This is a genomic window from Streptomyces sp. NPDC048254 (assembly GCF_043201895.1).
GTDB lineage: Bacteria > Actinomycetota > Actinomycetes > Streptomycetales > Streptomycetaceae > Streptomyces.
In genome coordinates, this window is record NZ_JBICZJ010000003.1 from 551,742 (window position 1) to 567,582 (window position 15,841).

Annotated in this window: 17 protein-coding genes; 9 read left to right on the forward strand and 8 right to left on the reverse strand. The window is 72.9% G+C overall.

The window, feature by feature from the left end:
• The first annotated feature begins 46 nt into the window (after nt 1-46).
• Complete coding sequence (locus ACGFZQ_RS12240) at nt 47-2,197, forward strand: SpoIIE family protein phosphatase (RefSeq protein ID WP_393840266.1); 2,151 nt, start codon at nt 47-49, stop codon at nt 2,195-2,197.
• The gene (locus ACGFZQ_RS12245; RefSeq protein WP_393840267.1) at nt 2,137-2,709 is read left to right on the forward strand and encodes a PadR family transcriptional regulator; all 573 of its coding nucleotides are present in this window, start codon (nt 2,137-2,139) and stop codon (nt 2,707-2,709) included. Before ACGFZQ_RS12240 ends, ACGFZQ_RS12245 begins: the two co-directional genes overlap by 61 nt.
• A 27-nt stretch (nt 2,710-2,736) precedes the next feature.
• Here ACGFZQ_RS12245 and ACGFZQ_RS12250 read toward each other — a convergent pair whose 3' ends face one another.
• From ACGFZQ_RS12250 to ACGFZQ_RS12265, 4 genes are read right to left on the reverse strand one after another with little or no spacing between them, the layout of a single operon-like run.
• Nucleotides 2,737-3,264 (reverse strand): NUDIX hydrolase family protein, encoded by a 528-nt coding sequence (locus ACGFZQ_RS12250; protein WP_351316004.1) that lies wholly within the window; start codon nt 3,262-3,264, stop codon nt 2,737-2,739.
• 42 nt (nt 3,265-3,306) lie between these two features.
• On the reverse strand, nt 3,307-4,449 hold the full coding sequence (locus ACGFZQ_RS12255) for an amidohydrolase family protein (RefSeq protein WP_393840268.1): 1,143 nt from the start codon (nt 4,447-4,449) through the stop codon (nt 3,307-3,309).
• Complete coding sequence (locus tag ACGFZQ_RS12260; RefSeq protein ID WP_351743241.1) at nt 4,449-5,852, reverse strand: glutamine synthetase family protein; 1,404 nt, start codon at nt 5,850-5,852, stop codon at nt 4,449-4,451. The genes ACGFZQ_RS12255 and ACGFZQ_RS12260 overlap by 1 nt, the downstream gene beginning before the upstream one ends.
• Before the next feature lie 40 nt (nt 5,853-5,892).
• The gene (locus ACGFZQ_RS12265; protein ID WP_351743238.1) at nt 5,893-6,690 is read right to left on the reverse strand and encodes an SAM-dependent methyltransferase; all 798 of its coding nucleotides are present in this window, start codon (nt 6,688-6,690) and stop codon (nt 5,893-5,895) included.
• Nucleotides 6,691-6,842: 152 nt separating this feature from the next.
• On the opposite strand from ACGFZQ_RS12265, the gene ACGFZQ_RS12270 reads away from it, so the two are divergent.
• On the forward strand, nt 6,843-7,697 hold the full coding sequence (locus ACGFZQ_RS12270; RefSeq protein WP_393840269.1) for a Cof-type HAD-IIB family hydrolase: 855 nt from the start codon (nt 6,843-6,845) through the stop codon (nt 7,695-7,697).
• Between the two features lie 30 nt (nt 7,698-7,727).
• Here the strand turns inward: ACGFZQ_RS12270 and ACGFZQ_RS12275 are convergent, their stop codons facing one another.
• Both ACGFZQ_RS12275 and ACGFZQ_RS12280 read right to left on the reverse strand, forming a co-directional pair.
• Nucleotides 7,728-8,651, reverse strand: coding sequence for an SDR family NAD(P)-dependent oxidoreductase (locus ACGFZQ_RS12275; RefSeq protein ID WP_393840270.1), 924 nt, complete (start codon nt 8,649-8,651; stop codon nt 7,728-7,730).
• A 61-nt stretch (nt 8,652-8,712) separates the two neighbouring features.
• On the reverse strand, nt 8,713-9,600 hold the full coding sequence (locus ACGFZQ_RS12280) for an SDR family NAD(P)-dependent oxidoreductase (RefSeq protein ID WP_393840271.1): 888 nt from the start codon (nt 9,598-9,600) through the stop codon (nt 8,713-8,715).
• A gap of 71 nt (nt 9,601-9,671) precedes the next feature.
• Here ACGFZQ_RS12280 and ACGFZQ_RS12285 point away from each other — a divergent pair, with 71 nt between their 5' ends.
• Nucleotides 9,672-10,604: a LysR family transcriptional regulator gene (locus ACGFZQ_RS12285; protein ID WP_393840272.1), complete on the forward strand. Its 933-nt coding sequence runs from the start codon at nt 9,672-9,674 to the stop codon at nt 10,602-10,604.
• A gap of 13 nt (nt 10,605-10,617) precedes the next feature.
• Here the strand turns inward: ACGFZQ_RS12285 and ACGFZQ_RS12290 are convergent, their stop codons facing one another.
• On the reverse strand, nt 10,618-11,088 hold the full coding sequence (locus tag ACGFZQ_RS12290; protein ID WP_351743224.1) for a DNA starvation/stationary phase protection protein: 471 nt from the start codon (nt 11,086-11,088) through the stop codon (nt 10,618-10,620).
• Between the two features lie 180 nt (nt 11,089-11,268).
• On the opposite strand from ACGFZQ_RS12290, the gene ACGFZQ_RS12295 reads away from it, so the two are divergent.
• The 5 genes from ACGFZQ_RS12295 (at nt 11,269) to ACGFZQ_RS12315 (ending at nt 13,640) form a co-directional block, all read left to right on the forward strand.
• Complete coding sequence (locus ACGFZQ_RS12295) at nt 11,269-12,042, forward strand: sulfite exporter TauE/SafE family protein (protein WP_351743222.1); 774 nt, start codon at nt 11,269-11,271, stop codon at nt 12,040-12,042.
• A 106-nt stretch (nt 12,043-12,148) separates the two neighbouring features.
• Nucleotides 12,149-12,313, forward strand: a complete 165-nt coding sequence (rpmG, locus tag ACGFZQ_RS12300) for a 50S ribosomal protein L33 (protein WP_046728127.1) — start codon at nt 12,149-12,151, stop codon at nt 12,311-12,313.
• 70 nt (nt 12,314-12,383) lie between these two features.
• A complete protein-coding gene (locus tag ACGFZQ_RS12305; protein WP_393840273.1) occupies nt 12,384-12,644 on the forward strand; it encodes a type B 50S ribosomal protein L31 in 261 nt (86 codons plus the stop codon).
• A 35-nt stretch (nt 12,645-12,679) separates the two neighbouring features.
• On the forward strand, nt 12,680-12,802 hold the full coding sequence (gene ykgO, locus ACGFZQ_RS12310) for a type B 50S ribosomal protein L36 (protein WP_240858519.1): 123 nt from the start codon (nt 12,680-12,682) through the stop codon (nt 12,800-12,802).
• Between the two features lie 91 nt (nt 12,803-12,893).
• Entirely contained in the window at nt 12,894-13,640 is a 747-nt protein-coding gene (locus ACGFZQ_RS12315; protein WP_393840274.1) for a cobalt-precorrin-6A reductase, read from the forward strand.
• A 110-nt stretch (nt 13,641-13,750) separates the two neighbouring features.
• On the opposite strand, the gene ACGFZQ_RS12320 is transcribed toward ACGFZQ_RS12315, so the two are convergent.
• Nucleotides 13,751-15,835: an MDR family MFS transporter gene (locus ACGFZQ_RS12320; protein WP_393840275.1), complete on the reverse strand. Its 2,085-nt coding sequence runs from the start codon at nt 15,833-15,835 to the stop codon at nt 13,751-13,753.
• Nucleotides 15,836-15,841 lie beyond the last annotated feature (6 nt).

Consider the following 15,841-nt stretch of genomic DNA (forward strand, 5'->3'; position numbering starts at 1 on the left):
CCGGCTCCCCGGTGGTCCCCGGAACCTCCCGCGTTAACCTGTCGTTATGTGCCCGAACCGTCCGGAGGGGGCCGCATCCGAGCCGTCCCCCGCCGCGGGGGCGCGGGCGAGGACGCTGGCGCTGGCTCTTCGGCAGGCGGCGGCGAGTGTCGGGGGAGTGGGCGCTCTGCTGCACGGGTGGGACCGGCGCACCGGCACGCTGACCCTGCAAGCGGTGGACGGCGTCGCCGCGGAGGCCGTGCGGGGCTGGGCGGAGCTGCGGGAGGAACAGGACGTGCCGCCGGCGTGTGCCCTGCGGCGCGGTGTCCTGGTCCAGGCGGCCGGGGACAACCTGGGGACGGGCGCCTCCGGCATCGTGGCGCTGCCGCTCGTCGGTGCCGAGGGACCGATCGGCGCGATCTCGGTGCTCACGGGGGACAGCGACGGCGAGCCCGACGACGTACAGCTGTCGTTTCTGCGCGCGGTGGCGGCCTGGACCGCCGAGCGCCTGGAGTCCGCCCCGGGACAACCGCCGCACCGCGCTCCCGAGCCCGACCAGGTGCGGACGGCCAAGGCGGCCTGCCTGACCGCGGCGCTCGCCGAGGCCGTGACCGTCCAGGACGTCGTACGGGCCGTGGCGGACCACGTCCTGTCGCCGTTCGGCGCCGACGGGCTGGTCGTCTCCATCTTCGAGGCCGGCCGGCTGACCAGGGTCGGTGAGGTCGGATACCCGGTGGAGTATCTGAGGCGGTTCGAGGGCCCGATCACCGCCGGTATGCCCGTCGCCGATGTGCTGCGGACCCACAAGCCGCAGTTCCTGGAGTCACCCGCCCAGATCTACGAGCGCTATCCGGCCGTCACGGACAAGATCCTGATGGGGACCTCGCCGAAGATGGCCTGGGCGTTCCTGCCCCTGGTCGCCTCCGGGCGCGCCATCGGCGTCGCCGTCCTGTCCTACAACCGGCCGCGCTCCTTCGACGAGGAGGCGCGCACCCTGCTGACCACGCTCAGTGCCCTGGTCGGCCAGGGGCTGGAACGGGCCCGGCTGTACGACGTGGAGCACGCCCGCGCCCAGGAGCTGCAGAGCACCCTGCTGCCCCAGGCGCTGCCGCGGCTGCCCACCGCCGTCGCGGCCGCGCGCTATCTGCCGGCGGGCCGGGGCGAGCAGGTGGGCGGCGACTGGTTCGACGTGATCCCGCTCTCCGCCGACCGGGTCGCCATGGTGATCGGCGACGTGATGGGCCACGGCATCGCCGAGGCGGCGACCATGGGCCGGCTGCGCACCGCCGTACGCACCCTCGCCGACCTCGACATGGCCCCCGACGAACTGCTGAGCCACCTCAACGACCTGGTCAGCGACCTGGGCGAGGACTTCTACGCCACCTGCCTGTACGCCGTCTACGACCCGGCGGGCCGCCGGTGCAGTTACTCCCTGGCCGGTCATCCGCCGCCGGTCTTCGTGTATCCCGACGGCACCGTGCACAGCCCCGTCCTCAGCCCCGATCCGCCGCTCGGCGCCGCCACCCCGCCGTTCGCGGCGCACGGGCTGCCGCTGCCGGACGGGAGTCTGGTCGTCCTGTGCACCGACGGGCTGATCGAGTCGGCCGCGCAGGACGTCGAACAGGGGCTGGCCCGGCTGCTGCACGTCCTGTCCGGAGCCGGCGTCGGCCCCGCCCGCTTCACCGGCACCGACCAGGCGAAGGACGTCCGGGGCCTGGAGGAGTTGTGCGACACGGTCGTCTCGGAGCTGGTGCCCGACCGGGGGCAGACCACCGACGACGCGGCCCTGCTGATCGTCCACACCCGGGCCATGCCCGCCGCCGACATCGCCTCCTTCGGCCTGCCCGACGATCCCCGGGCCGCGGGCCAGGCCCGTGACTTCGTCCGCGGCCAGCTCACCCGCTGGGGCCTGGACGAGCTGACGACGACCACCGAACTCCTGGTGAGCGAGCTGGTCGGCAACGTCGTCCGGCACGCCAAGGGCCCCATGCGGCTACGGCTGCTGCGCAGCCGCATCCTGACCTGCGAGGTCTACGACGGCAGCCTCAGCACCCCGCGCATCCGGCACGCCACCTACACCGACGAGGGCGGCCGCGGCCTCCAGCTGGTCGCCGCCCTGTCCCGGCGCTGGGGCGCCCGCTACCTCAGCGACTCCAAGTGCATCTGGGCCGAGCAGGAGATCCCGAACGGCGCCGGCCGGGTCGGCGCCGCCTCCTGAGCGGGCCGATATTCCGGTGCCTCGGCCTCCTGGCCGACCGGCCCGCCAGCGGCTACGACCTGCTGAAGCTCTTCGACACCTCGCTGGCCCACGTCTGGCCGGCCACCCAGAGCCAGTTGTACGGGGAGCTGAACCGGCTGGCGGCGGCCGGGCTGGTCGGCGTCTCGGCGGAGGGACCGCGCCGCCGCAAGGAGTACACGGTCACCGAGCAGGGACTCCGGGAACTGCGCGCCTGGCTGGTCACACCGACGCGACGGCAGCCGCGCCGCAGCGAACCGCTGCTCAAGGTGTTCTTCGTGGACCTGGCGACGGACGAGCAGGCCCGCGCGGTCCTCGCCGAGCGGGCGGAGCGGGCCACGGCCGACCACCGGCGGCTCACGGAGCTGAGATCCGGGCCGGCGGACGAGGACGGGCCGCTCACCGTCAACGGCCGGATCGCCCTCGAATACGGCCTGCGCCGGGCCGAGATGGAACGCGACTGGGCCCGCTGGGCCGCCGAACAGCTCGGCTGAGCAGCGTCGGCGGCACCCCGGCCGCCCTCAGCCCACGCACCCCACATGCGCCAGGGCCTGCTTCAGGAGCACGCCGTGACCGCCGGGCATCTCGCTCTGCACGGCCGCGGACACCGCGTCCTGCGGGCTGAACCACACCAGGTCCAGGGCGTCCTGGCGGGGCCGGCAGTCACCGGTCACCGGCACGATGTAGGCCAGCGACACCGCGTGCTGACGCGGGTCGTGGTACGGCGTGACGCCCAGCGTCGGGAAGTACTCGGCCACCGTGAACGGCTGGAGGGAGGCCGGCACCCGGGGCAGTGCGACCGGGCCGAGATCCTTCTCCAGGTGGCGCAACAGGGCGTCACGGACCCGCTCGTGGTGCAGGACACGGCCGGAGACGAGGGTCCGGCTGACCGTACCGTCCGGGCCGATGCGGAGCAGCAGTCCGATGCTGGTGACTTCGCCGCTGTCGTCCACACGTACGGGCACGGCCTCCACGTACAGGATCGGCATACGGGCGCGAGCCATCTCCAGCTCGTCGGAGGACAGCCAACCGGGCGTGGTTTCGGTCATGTCAGACATTGCTTGATCATACTTTCCGGGTGGGGCGCGCGCTCAGTCGCGGCCGGGGTCCGATACGGGAAGTCCGTAGAGGCGACGGGCGTTGTCGCGTCCTGTCCAGGCGGCGATCCTCACTGCGTCGGCGGGGCTCAGTTCGTCGGCGTCCACCCGCTCCTGGAGCAGTCCGGCCAGCCCCTGCCGGAAGGACAGAGCGCCGAGAAGGTGGAACTCGGACACACCATAAGCGTCCGAGCTGTACAGCAGTTTGCGGAACGGGGTGATCTCCATCGCCTCCGCCAGCACCGAACCCGCCCGGGCCGGGCCCACATAGTGCAGGGCGAGTCCGACGTCGAGGTGCACATGCTCGAACACCGTGGCCAGATAGGCGGCTTGGCGCTGGTACGGCCAGCAGTGCAGCAGCAGTACCGGGATGGTGCCGGCCGTCAGCCGCAGCCAGTCGGTGAGCAGGGCCGGGTCCGCCAGGTGCAGCCGCAGGTCCGAGTCCCCGAAACCGGCGTGGAGTTGGAGCGGCAGCCCGAGGGCGACGGCGGTCCACAGCAGATGGCGCATCAGCACCGGGTCCGTGAGCTTGCCACCCCGCGCGAACCACAGCGCGGCCGCCCGGGTCACCTCGGAGTACGTCGGCCGCGCCGGATCCAGGTCGAAGCCGGTGCGGTAGGCGGCGACCGACTTGACCGCGATCACCCCCGGCCGCCGTACCGCCTCCTCGGCCGCCGCCCGGAACGCGGCCGCGTAGTCGCCGGCGTCGATGCCCCGGGCGGCCACCTCCTCGGCGATGCTCTCCAGCCGGACCACCTCGTAGGCGGCGGCGCCGGACGCGTCCGCGAGGCCGGCGGGCGAGGTGACCGGGTGCGGGGCGTAGCCGGTGTCCACGCAGAACGTCTCCGCGTGCGCGGCCGTGAGGAACCGGCGGTTGACCTCCTGCCAGCCCAGTTCGGCGCGGCGCGCCAGGTAGTCGGCGGCGGGCGCGTGCCGGTCCAGGTCGAGCAGGGGTGCGCAGTGCCGTCGTACGGCCATCCCGACCGGGCTGTCGAACGGCGACACGCCCGGCCAGACCGCGCCCTCCGTCAGCAGGGACTCGAAGTCCGCCGGGCCGAGGTCGGCGGTGACCGCGCCGTGGCAGTGGTGGTCGACGAGGGGGAGCGTGTCGAGGGCTTCCCGGATCGGTCCCGCCATCAGTACTTCCAGCGGTAGGCCGCCGCCACCCCGGTGTCGTCGAGCCCGGCGGACGCCGCCGTCTCGCCCTCGCGTACGGCGACCACCGCGTCCGCGAGGACCGGACCGAGGGCCGTGCAGAGCACCTTGTCCTCGCGGAACGCGTCCACGGCCTGCGCCAGCGAGGTCGGCAGCCGTCGCACGCCCCGGGCCACCGCCTCGTCCGGGATCAGCCGGGCCGGGTCGTCGACGACCTCCTCGGGGAGGGCCGCGCCCGAGACGAACCCGTCGAGTCCCGCGGCGATGACGCAGCCGAGTGCGAGATACGGGTTGGCGGCCAGGTCGGCCGGCTTGATCTCCAGATTGGCGTCCTGGCTCTGGTGGCCCCTCGTGCCGGTGACGACCCGGACACCGGTCTCCCGGGTCTCCCGGCCCCAGGCCGTGAACGCCCCCGCCCACTGGGAGGGTTTGAGCCGCAGATAGCTGGCCGGGCTCGGCGCGATCACCGCCGTCAGTCCGGGCAGATGGGTCAGCAGCCCGGCCACGAAGGACTCGGCCTCGCCCGTCATGCCGTACCGGCCGTCGCCCCCGGCGTGCAGATTGACCCCGTGGCGCCAGACGGAGAGATGGAGGTGGCCGCCGTTGCCGACGCCCCGCTCGGTGACGGCCGGGGAGAAGGAGGCCCGCAGGCCGTGCCGCTGCGAGACCGCGCGGATGGTCTGCCGTACCAGCACGCTCTGGTCGGCCGCCGCCACCGGATCCAGGGCGTCGGTGGAGAGCTCGAACTGGCCGGGGGCGTACTCGGGGTGGAACTGGGCGACCGGCACCTGCTGCGCGTCCAGGGCCGCCAGCAGGTCGGCGGCGTAGTCGCTCAGCTCGATCTGCCGGGCGGCGCCGTACGCCGGGCCCTGGGTCGCCGGGGCGAACTCGTCGGCCGGGGCGGCGGCCCGGCCCAGCGCCCACTCGATCTCGACGCCCGCCTTGAAGGTGAGGCCGAGCCGGCCCTCGGCGTCGGCGACGGTCCGGCGCAGGAAGGTGCGGCTGCACCCCGGGTGCCGGTCGCCCTCCTGGGTGATCCGGTCGACGGGGGCCCAGGCCCAGCCGGGCTGCGCGGCCAGCACCACCAGCCGGTCCAGATCCGGGTAGAGGCGCAGATCGCCGTCGGGCGAGCCGAGGACGTCTGTGCGCACGATCGCGTCGTTCGCCAGGAAGGTGTCGAACACCGGGGACATGCCGACGCCCCACGCCACCGCCTGCTGGAGCCGCTGCCAGGGGACCGTCTTCACCCGGCAGATCCCGGCGGTGTCCACATAGGCCAGCACGATCGCGCGCACGCCCTGCGCGGACAGCTCATGGGCGAGGGCATGCGCCCGGGCGAGCTCACCGGGGCGCCCGCCGGGCACGGGGTCGACAAGGGGTGGCATACGACGTCCTCCTCGACGGGCTCGGATGCACACGTCCCGGTCAGGGTTTCACGGCGACCGCGCCGAACTGCGGCACCGGCGCCGGGGAGTCGGCCCCGGCGCGCCACTGCGAGCACGGCACCAGGCCCGGCGCCAGCAGATCGAGCCCGTCGAGGAAGCCGGCGATCTCGGCGCGGCTCCGGGCGGTGATCGGCGGGGTGGCGTGGTCGTTCCAGAACCGCATCGCCGCGATGTTGCCCTGGCCGCCCACCTCCTCGTCGGCCGTCGGGTGGGTCAGGACGAGGAAGCTGCCCGAGGGCACCGCGGCCATGATCCGCCGCACCACCTCGCGGGCCGTGTCCGTGTCGAGGACGAAGTTGAGGATGCCCAGCATCAGCACCGCGACCGGGCGGGTCAGGTCCAGGGTCTCGGCGGCCCGCCGGACGACGGTGTCCGGGTCGTGGACGTCGGCGTCCACGTACTGGGTGACGCCCTGCGGGGAGCTGGTGAGCAGCGTGCGGGCGTGCATCAGCACCACCGGGTCGTTGTCGACGTACACGATCCGCGCCTCGGGCGCGACGCCCTGGGCGATCTCGTGGGTGTTCTCGACCGTCGGCAGTCCGGTGCCGATGTCCAGGAACTGTCGTATCCCGTGCTCGTCCGCCAGCAGCCGTACCGCCCGGCCCAGGAACGCCCGGTCCGCGCGGGCCACCTCCCGGATCACCGGCAGCATCCCGGCGACCTGCTCACCGACCCGCTGGTCGGCCGTGTAGTTGTCCCGGCCGCCGATCCAGTAGTTCCACACCCGCGCGTTGTGCGCCACGGACGCCGTCAGCTCCGCCGCCCCGTTGCCGCCCACGTCCGTCGTCCTTCCCCCGCCGCAACGCCGTCGGCCGACATTGTGCCGTCCGGTGATCGTGCTGTCACAGGAATCTCCACGGCCGTTTCCGGTCCCGTCAGTCGTATGAGGGACACTGGTGTACGAATGCCGTCCCCCACCGGAAGCAGGACATGCCCGCCTCGCCCGCGTCCCTCCTCGCCACGCCCGGCCACCCCGCCGGTCCCGCCGACATCCGCCTCGTCGTCACCGACATGGACGGCACCCTCCTCGACGACGAGAAGCGCGTCCCCGGGGGACTGTGGCCGATGCTGGCCGAACTGCGTCGCCGCGGCGTGCTGTTCAGCCCGGCGAGCGGCCGCCAGTACGCCACCCTGGCGCGGCAGTTCGCGGACGTCGCCGACGGCATGGTGTTCATCGCGGAGAACGGCACCTATGTGGTGCGCGACGGCGTCGAGCTCAGCTCGGACGTCCTGGACCCGGCCGTCGCCGGCGGTCTCGCCCGGACCGTACGGCGGCTGGTCGCGGACGGCGTCGACGTGGGTGCCGTGGTCTGCGGCAAGCGGTCCGCGTACGTGGAGCGCACGGACGAGGCGTTCCTCGCCGAGGTCCGCCGCTACTACGTCGAGCACCGGGTCGTCGACGACCTCACCGCCGTCGACGACGACGTGATCAAGGTGGCGCTCTTCGACTTCGGCCCGGCCGAGCGCACCACCGCCCCGGCGCTGGCCGACTTCGCCGCCACCCACCAGGTCGTGGTCTCCGGCGAGCACTGGGTCGATGTCATGAACCGCACCGCGAACAAGGGCACCGCCCTGCGCGGCCTCCAGCGCGAGCTGGGCATCACCCCCGCCCAGACCATGGTCTTCGGCGACTACCTCAACGACCTGGAGATGCTCGACGCCGCCGACTGGTCCTTCGCCATGGCCAACGCCCACCCGGACGTCATCCGCCGGGCCCGCCACCTCGCCCCGTCCAACAACGACAACGGCGTGCTGCGCACCGTCGCCCGGATCCTGGGCCTCTGAGTCGGCGCAGGATCCGGGCGGCGCCGCGGGTCAGCCGGCGAGGAGTTCCTCCGACGTGTCCCACAGCCTGCGGCCGTTGTCCGGGTCGACGGCGTAGCGGGCGACGCCGTGGAGCCTGCCGGTACGGCGGTCCACGACCTCGCTCTCGTTGCAGTCGTCGAAGTACCGTCCGCCGACCCCTTCGAGCAGCGGCGACGTGGCGAGCAGGACCGAGGTCGCGGCGCCCTGTTCCGTGGTCTTGATCAGTTCCGCCGGGACCCGCCCGCTCCCGCGGCCGCCGGTGTGGCGCTGGAGGTTGGTGTAGATGGCGCCGGGCATCAGGGCGTTGGCGGTGATGCCGTCCGCGGCCCAGCGGCGGGTGGCCTCCACCGCGAACAGGACGTTGGCGGTCTTGGACTGACCGTAGGCCAGCCACGGGTCGTACGGCCGGAAGGCGAAGTCGATGTCGTCCCACACCACCGGGGACTGCTGGTGGCCGGTGGAGCTGACGACGACGATGCGGGCGGCACCGTCGGCGGCCAGCGCGTCGTGCAGGCCGGTGGCGAGGGCGAAGTGGCCCAGGTGGTTGGTGGCGAACTGCCACTCCCGGCCCTGCTCGGTGTACTGCTCGGGGCAGGCCATGACGCCCGCGTTGTTCACCAGGATGTGCAGCGGGCCCTGCCAGCCGGTGGCGAAGGCGGCGACGGACGCCGGGTCGGTCAGCTCCAGCTGGGCGACCCGCACCCGCTGGTTGCCGGTCGTCTCACCGATGTCCTTGGCGACCCGCTCGCCCGCGGCCAGGTCCCGCACCGCGAGGGTGACCTCCGCACCGGTCGAGGCCAGCGCCCGGGCCGTCTCCGCACCGATGCCCGAGGAGGCGCCGGTGACCACCGCCCGGCGACCGGTGAGGTCGATGCCCGCGGCGACCTCGGCGGCCGTGCTGGAGAAGCCGAAGGGGGTGCTGATGGCAGTCATGGAGGAGCTCCTTGCTGTGTGCTGCCGGACGGTGCTGTGCTCGGTGTTCACGATTCGACGCTCATGGCTTGACCAGGCGGTCCTGCTCCACCAGGGGCGCGCCGTCGTGCCAGGGCAGGGGCTTGCCGAAGCGGACCAGCTCGCCGTAGAGGGCGGGGTCGACGTGGTCGGCGAAGACCAGGTCGAGGACGGCGCGGGCGGCGTCGGCGGGGGACTGGGCCTGGCTGTAGTCGCTGAACCAGGGGCGGGAGGTGGCGGTGTCGACCATGCCGGGGCAGACCGAGGCGATCAGGATGCCGGAGGCCAGGTCCTGTTCCCGGCGTTCGGCGGCGAGGGCGCGGACGGCGGCGACCTGGGCCACCTTCGAGGGCACGTTCAGCCAGACCGGCCAGCCCACCTCGGTGGCGGTGTGCTGGTGGACGGCGCTGCGCCAGGACTCCACGGCGTACTCGACCTGGTCGAGGCTCGCGCCGTCGAAGAGGTGGTGCAGCCGGGGGTCGAGATGGCCGAGTGTGCCGAGCGAGCTGGCCACCACCAGCAGCTGGCCGCCCGGGCGCAGGACCGGACCGAAGGAGCGCAGGATCGCGTGGGTGGCGGTGTTGGAGACGTCGATGAACTCGTCGGCCCGCTCGGACTGCGACTCGTCGGGCAGTACCCGGGCGACCGCGTTGGACACGACGATGTCCACCCCGCCGTAGCGGGCCCGGAGTTTGTCGGCGAGGCGGGCGACGGCGTCGGTGTCGGTGACGTCCAGGACCCGGCCCTCGACCCGGGCGCGGGTGCCGGGCAGCCCGGCGACCTCGACGGCGGCGTCCGTCACCCGCCGCAGGTCGCGACCGGTCAGCAGGACCAGGCCGTCCGGGGTCAGCCGGGCGGCGAGGCCTTCGACGAGGGCGCGGCCGAGTCCTTGGTTGGCGCCGGTCACCAGGGCGATACGGGAAGTCTTCATGCCCACAACGCTAGGAACGCCGTGTCCATGAGTCCAACGAAAGTCCGGCACAGGTGGTATGCGTAAACATCATGGACTTCAACGATGTGTCGCTGACCGCGCTGCGGGTCTTCCGCGCCGTGGCCGAACAGGGCACCTTCACCGCGGCCGCCGCCACGCTGGGCTACACCCAGTCCGCGGTGTCCCGGCAGATCGCCTCGATCGAGCGGGCGGCGGGCGCCGAGCTGCTGGAACGGCGGCGCGACGGGGTACGGCTCACCGCGGCCGGCCGGGTCGTCATGCGGCGCGCGACCGTCGTCCTCGACGAGATCGGGGCGACCGCACGGGAGCTGTCCGGCCTGCCGGAAGGGGCCGGGACGGTCCGGCTGGGCTGGTTCCCCACCGCGGGCGCCGTACTGGTGCCCCGGGCTCTGACCGCGCTCCGCCGGACCGACCCCGCGCTCCTGGTCATCGGCCGCGAGGGCACCACCCCGGCCCTCGTCCGCGCCCTGCGCGCCGGGAGCCTGGACCTCGCGCTGATCGCGTCGGCGCCGCCGTTCCGGGCACCGGACGCGGAGTCACCGCCGCTGGCGCTCCAGACCCTCACCGAGCGCGCCCTGTGCCTCGCGCTGCCGTCCGCCCACCCGCTGGCCCGCGGCGACTTCGTCGACGTGGCCGACCTGCGCGGACAGCGCTGGATCGCCGGTCCCGCGGCCGGCGAGGACCGGCTGATGGGGGTGTGGCCCGGCCTTGACGAGCGGCCCGAGATCGTCCACACCGTCCGTGACTGGCTCGCCAAGCTCCATCTCGTCGCGGCCGGCTTCGGGTTGACCACCGCGCCGGCCGCACTCACCGCCGCCGCGCCGCCGGGCGTGCGGATCCTGCCGGTGCGCGGCGGACCTCAGGAACAGCGGCGCCAGCTGCTGGCCCGGCTGCCCCAGCCGCCGACGGAGGCGGTCACCCGCGTGGCGGCGGCCCTGCGGGCGGCGGCGCTCGAAACGGACGTACCGGAGGGGCCCGAGTGAGCCTGCCCGCATCTCAGTTGTTCTCGGCCGCGAACATCCAGCGCTGCTTCTCCAGGTCGGCGGTGACGGAGATCAGCAGGTCCTGGGTGACCGGGTCGGCCTCGTCGGTCGCGGCGATCCGCTCGCGCAGCCGTCCGATCGCCGCCTCCAGCGTCCGCACCATCAGGTCGACGACCTCGTCGTCCCGAAGCCAGCCGTCCTTCGTGCCGGGCAGCGAGAAGGCCGCGGCGATCGTCTCCGGGCGGCCGTCCGGCGCCACGCCCAGCGCGGCGGCACGCTCCGCGACGGTGTCCGAGTAGGTGCGCGCGGCGGCGACCACCTCGTCGAGCTGCAGATGGATCGAACGGAACCGGGGCCCCACGATGTTCCAGTGCGCCTGCTTCCCGATCAGCGACAGCCCGAGCAGATCCACCAGGGTCTCCTGGAGGGCGGTCCCGGTGACCCGGAGCGCTCCTTCGGCCAGTGTGCTCTTCACCACGGTCATGCGTGCGATTCCCTTCGTCGTGCTGCGGTCGCCGGTCGGGTGCCCGTGCCGAGCGGGTGCAAACGGACAGACGCGCTCGCCGGACCGGGCCGCACCCCTCGGGAGGACGCCGTCCGCAGGGCCGATCGGCGAGACGGTACTTACCGGATCGGCTTGTCCGGACATAGCATCGGTCCCCGCATGAACACCATGACCCTCTGGCACATATCCGGCTGGGAGTTCGCCGCCCTGGCCCTCGCCGCGCTGCTCGTCGGCTTCTCCAAGACCGCCGTCAGCGGGGCCAACACCGTCAGCCTCGCCGTCTTCGCCGCGATCCTCCCGGCCCGCGCCTCCACCGGCGTCCTGCTCCCGATCCTGATCGCGGGCGACGTACTGGCCGTCGCCACCTACCGCAGGCACGCCCACTGGCCCACGCTGTGGCGGCTGTTCCCCGCGGTCGCGGCCGGCGTGGTGGTCGGCACGCTGTTCCTGGTGTGGGCCGACGACCAGGTCGTACGGACCTCGATCGGCGCGATCCTGCTGCTGATGGCCGGTGTCACCCTGTGGCGCCGCCGCAAGGCCGACCGCCCCGACGACCCGGACGCGGTCACCACCCGCGCGGGCCGGGTGAAGGCCCGTTCGTACGGCGTCCTCGGCGGCTTCACCACGATGGTCGCCAACGCCGGCGGCCCGGTGATGTCGCTGTACCTGCTGTCGGCGGGCTTCCGCAAGCTCGGCTTCCTGGGCACCTCGGCCTTCTTCTTCCTGATCGTGAACCTCTCCAAGGTCCCCTTCAGCGCCGGTCTCGGTCTGATCGACGGCAACTCACTGCTGCTCGACGCCGCGCTCGTGGTGTTCGTCGTGCCCGGCGCACTCCTCGGCAAGTGGGCGGTGGAGCGGATCAACCAGCGGCTGTTCGAGCAGCTGGTCATCGCGGCGACGATCGTCGGCGGCCTGCAGCTGCTCCTGCGCTAGGGCCTGTCCGGCGGCCCGGGAATGCGACCGGGGGAGGCGTTGTTACAGCCATCGTGATTGACATGCCCGGATCAGTTATCCCGGGTGTGGGCGAAGGGAGAACCTCATGGCACGCAGCACCGCGCGTCCCGTCGTCAGGCTGAAGTCGACGGCCGGGACCGGTGTCACCTATGTGACCCGCAAGAACCGCCGGAACGACCCCGACCGGCTGGTCCTGCGCAAGTACGACCCGGTGGCCGGCGCGCACGTGGATTTCCGCGAAGAGCGCTGAACCGCCGAGAACGACCGGGCCCGAACCGTCCGGAACCACCACCGGACCGAGGCCCCAGGAAGGAAACCCCATGAAGCCCCGCATCCATCCCGACTCCCGGCTCGTCGTCTTCCGCGACCGTGCCGCGGACGTCGCGTTCCTGACCCGCTCCACCGCCGGTTCGTCCCGGACGGTCGAGTGGGAGGACGGCAACACGTACCCGGTGATCGACGTCGAGGTCTCGTCCGCGTCGCACCCCTTCTACACCGGCAGGTCGCGAGTCGTGGACAGCGCCGGCCGGGTGGAGCGCTTCGAACGCCGCTACGGCCGTAGCGCGGCCGCCCGCGGCTGACCCGGCCCCGCGGCCGACACGAGGAGAACAGAACCATGAAGGTACGCAAGTCCCTGCGCTCACTGAAGGCCAGGCCCGGCGCCCAGGTGGTCCGCCGACGCGGCGTGGTCTACGTGATCAACAAGAAGGACCCCCGCTTCAAGGCCCGTCAGGGCTGACGGGAGTCGCTTCCCACGACGGCCGCCCGGCCCCCCGCCGGGCGGCCGTCCCGCGTTCCGGGCCCGCCGAAGGGCCCCGTACGCTCGCCCCATGTCCCCGCACGTCCTGATCCTCGGCGGCACCACCGAGGCCCGCGAACTGGCCGCCGTGCTCGCCGCGCACCCCGGTGTCCGCGTCACGACCTCCTTGGCGGGACGCGTCACCCGGCCCGGCGCGCTGGCCGGCGAGGTACGCGTCGGAGGCTTCGGCGGGGCGGAAGGCCTCGCCGACTGGCTGCGCGCACAGCGCGTGGACGCCCTCGTGGACGCCACCCACCCCTTCGCCGAGACGATCACCGCGAACGCGGCCCTCGCCGCGGCACGGACCGGCGTCCCGGCCCTCGTGCTGCGCCGACCGGGCTGGCGCCCCGGCCCCGGGGACCGCTGGCACCCGGTCGCGTCCCTGCCCGCCGCGGCGGACCTGCTGCCGCGCTTCGGCCCCAGGGTGCTCCTGACGACCGGACGGCTGGGCCTGTCCGCCTTCGCCCACCTGGCCGACCGGCACTTCGTCGTCCGCTCGGTGGAGCCCCCCGAGCCCCCGGTGCCCCCGCACACCGAAGTGCTCCTGGCCCGCGGGCCGTTCACGGTGGTCGACGAGACCGCGCTGCTGCGCGAGAACCTGATCGACGTCCTGGTCACGAAGGACAGCGGCGGAGCGGCGACGGCCGCCAAGCTCACGGCCGCACGCGAACTGGGGCTGCCCGTGGTCGTCGTACGCCGCCCGCCGCTGCCGTCCGGGGTGACGACGGTGCCCGGCGCGGCGGACGTACTGGAGCGGCTGGGTCTCGGGCCCGCGTGACGGGCGAGGCCCGCGTGACGGCTGAGCCTGCGGCGGTCAGACGGCGCATCGCCTGACCGTGGCCGCCCAGGCCGGCAGCCGGCCGTGGCCCGGTCGCCGGCCGGCCGAGGTCAGACTGCCTTGGCGGCGGGCGGTTCCAACTCCGCGGTGCGGTCGGAGAGTCCGTCGGTGAGGTCCTCGACCAGGAGGCGTTTGGCGATGGTGTCGACGGCGGCGCGCAGGTCGGCTCCCGAAGGGCGGCCGAGGTCGTCCTGGACACGGTCCTTGAGCCAGTCGCCCCAGGCCCTGCCGATGGTCCGGGCCTCCTGGTCGCCGGCCGCGGTGAGGGAGAGGAAGGTGCCCGCGCGGGTGAGGTAGCCCTCGTCGACCATACGGTCGTAGACCGGCAGCAGTACCTCCGGGGGCAGCCGGCGGCGGGCGGCGATCAGGCCGAGGGTGCCGTGGCCGACCAGTCGGGTGAGCAGCTCGACCTGCATCACGGCCCAGGCGCCGGCCACGTCCAGCCGGGTGCCGGACTCGCGGATGAGACGGCGGCCGGTCTCCAGGTCCGCCCTGCCGATGATCTTCGCCACGGCCGCTTCCAGCACCCGCTGCGAGTCCGGCCCGTGCGGCGAGGCGAACCCCTCGCCCATGTCGGTGGAGCCCAGCCGTGCGCTGTCCCGCAGCTGGACCTGCTTGAGGAACAGGGCGACCACGAACCCGACGGCCGCCACCGGCACCGTCCACAGGAACACCGTGTGGATGGTGTCGGCGTACGCCTGGATGATCGGCTCGGCGGCCGGCGCGGGCAGCCTGTGGAGGCCTTCCGGGCTGGTGGCCGCCCTGGTGATGACCGCCGGGTCGAGGACGCTCGCCTTGCCGGCGGCGGCGATCCCGTCCGCCAGGTTCGGCTTCAGCGCGTTGGTGTAGAGGGTGCCGAAGACGGCCGTACCGAACGAACTGCCCAGCGTACGGAAGAAGGTGACGCCCGAGGTCGCGGTGCCCAGGTCGGCGTAGTCGACGGTGTTCTGCACGGCGATCGTCAGCACCTGCATGGACAGACCGATGCCGGTGCCCAGCACGAACATGTACAGTGACTCCAGCCAGACGCCGGTGCCCGGCCCCATCAGGGACATCAGATACAGGCCGGCGCCCATCACCAGCGAGCCGACGATCGGGAAGATCCGGTACTGACCGGTCCTGCTGACCACGTTGCCGCTGAAGACCGACGCGATGAGCAGGCCGATCACCATCGGGAGCGTACGGACACCCGAGATCGTCGCCGAGTCCCCGTCGACGTACTGGAGATAGCTCGGCAGATACGTCATCGCCCCGAGCATCGCGAAGCCGACGACGAAGCTGAGGACCGAGCAGACCGTGAACACCGGGTTGCCGAACAGCCGCATCGGCAGCATCGGTTCCTTCGCCCGGGTCTCCACCCAGCAGAACAGCGCGAGCGCCACCGCACCGCCCACGAACAGGCCGATGATGGTGCCCGAACCCCACGCGTACTGGTTGCCGCCCCAACTCGTGGCGAGGATCAGCGAGCTGGCGCCGACCGCGACCAGTGCGATGCCCAGATAGTCGATCACCGGCCGGGACGCCGACTTCACCACCGGGATGGTGCGGGCGGCCGCGGCCACCACCAGGATCGCGATGGGCACGTTGACGTAGAACGCCCAGCGCCAGGTGAGGTGGTCGGTGAACAGCCCGCCGAGCAGCGGCCCGATGACCGTGGCCACGCCGAACACCGCACCGATCGCACCCTGGTACTTGCCGCGCTCCCGCAGCGGGATGACATCGGCGATCAGCGCCATCGCGGTCACCATCAGCCCGCCCGCACCGATGCCCTGCATCGCCCGCCAACTGATCAGCAGCGACATGTTGGTGGCCAGACCGCACAGGAACGAGCCCGTGATGAACACGATCGCCGAGACCTGGAAGACCACCTTGCGGCCGAACAGGTCGCCGAACTTGCCGACGAGCACGGTCGCCACGGTCTCCGCGAGCAGATATGACGTGACCACCCACGACATGTGCGCGGCACCGCCCAGGTCCGACACGATCGTCGGCAGCGCGGTGCCCACGATCGTCTGGTCCAGGGCCGCGAGCAGGATCCCCAGCACGATCGTCACGAAGACGACGTTGCGCCGGCGGGCGTCCAGCACCGGCGGCTGGGACGCGTCGGGCAGTGCGGACGCCTCGGTCACTGTCACGTTGTC